This is a genomic window from Bacillus sp. AFS029637, from assembly GCF_002584985.1.
Classification (GTDB): domain Bacteria; phylum Bacillota; class Bacilli; order Bacillales; family Bacillaceae_G; genus Bacillus_A.
Window position 1 is genome coordinate 1 of record NZ_NUPZ01000048.1, and the last position, 603, is coordinate 603.

6 tRNA genes are annotated in these 603 nt (G+C 49.6%); all 6 read right to left on the minus strand.

Annotated elements, in window-relative coordinates:
* Positions 1–21: 21 nt before the first annotated feature.
* The 6 genes from COE49_RS25300 to COE49_RS25325 all read right to left on the minus strand — a co-directional run bounded on the left by COE49_RS25300 (position 22) and on the right by COE49_RS25325 (position 602).
* Positions 22–92 (minus strand) — tRNA-Gly (locus COE49_RS25300).
* A gap of 1 nt (position 93) precedes the next feature.
* Positions 94–170 (minus strand) — tRNA-Pro (locus COE49_RS25305).
* Between the two features lie 4 nt (positions 171–174).
* Positions 175–251, minus strand: a tRNA-Arg gene (locus COE49_RS25310).
* Between the two features lie 99 nt (positions 252–350).
* A tRNA-Leu gene (locus tag COE49_RS25315) sits at positions 351–433 on the minus strand.
* A 16-nt stretch (positions 434–449) separates the two neighbouring features.
* Positions 450–522: transfer RNA gene (locus COE49_RS25320), tRNA-Lys, on the minus strand.
* A 5-nt stretch (positions 523–527) separates the two neighbouring features.
* Positions 528–602, minus strand: a tRNA-Gln gene (locus COE49_RS25325).
* Between the last annotated feature and the right edge of the window lies 1 nt (position 603).

Below are 603 nucleotides of genomic sequence, written 5' to 3' on the forward strand. Positions count from 1 at the left end.
TTCAGTTTTCAAAGAACTAAAAGCGGGTGAAGAGAATCGAACTCTCGACCAGAGCTTGGAAGGCTCTTGTTTTACCACTAAACTACACCCGCGTGGTCGGGAAGACAGGATTTGAACCTGCGACCCCCTGGTCCCAAACCAGGTGCTCTACCAAGCTGAGCCACTTCCCGTAATTGGCGCGCCCGAGAGGAGTCGAACCCCTAACCTCTTGATCCGTAGTCAAACGCTCTATCCAATTGAGCTACGGGCGCTTATTCATGATGTTTTTTCGTCGTTGTGTTTTGGCGACTCAATTATCTTATCATACTACATTTTCAAATGCAAGTACTTTTTTCAAAAAGATTTTTTGATGCGGCCGAGAGGACTTGAACCTCCACGGGGTTTCCCCCACTAGGCCCTCAACCTAGCGCGTCTGCCGTTCCGCCACGACCGCGCGAAAAAAACAAAAGTGAGCCATGAAGGATTCGAACCTTCGACCCTCTGATTAAAAGTCAGATGCTCTACCAACTGAGCTAATGGCTCGTAAATGGCTGGGCTAGCTGGATTCGAACCAGCGCATGACGGAGTCAAAGTCCGTTGCCTTACCGCTTGGCTATAGCCCAT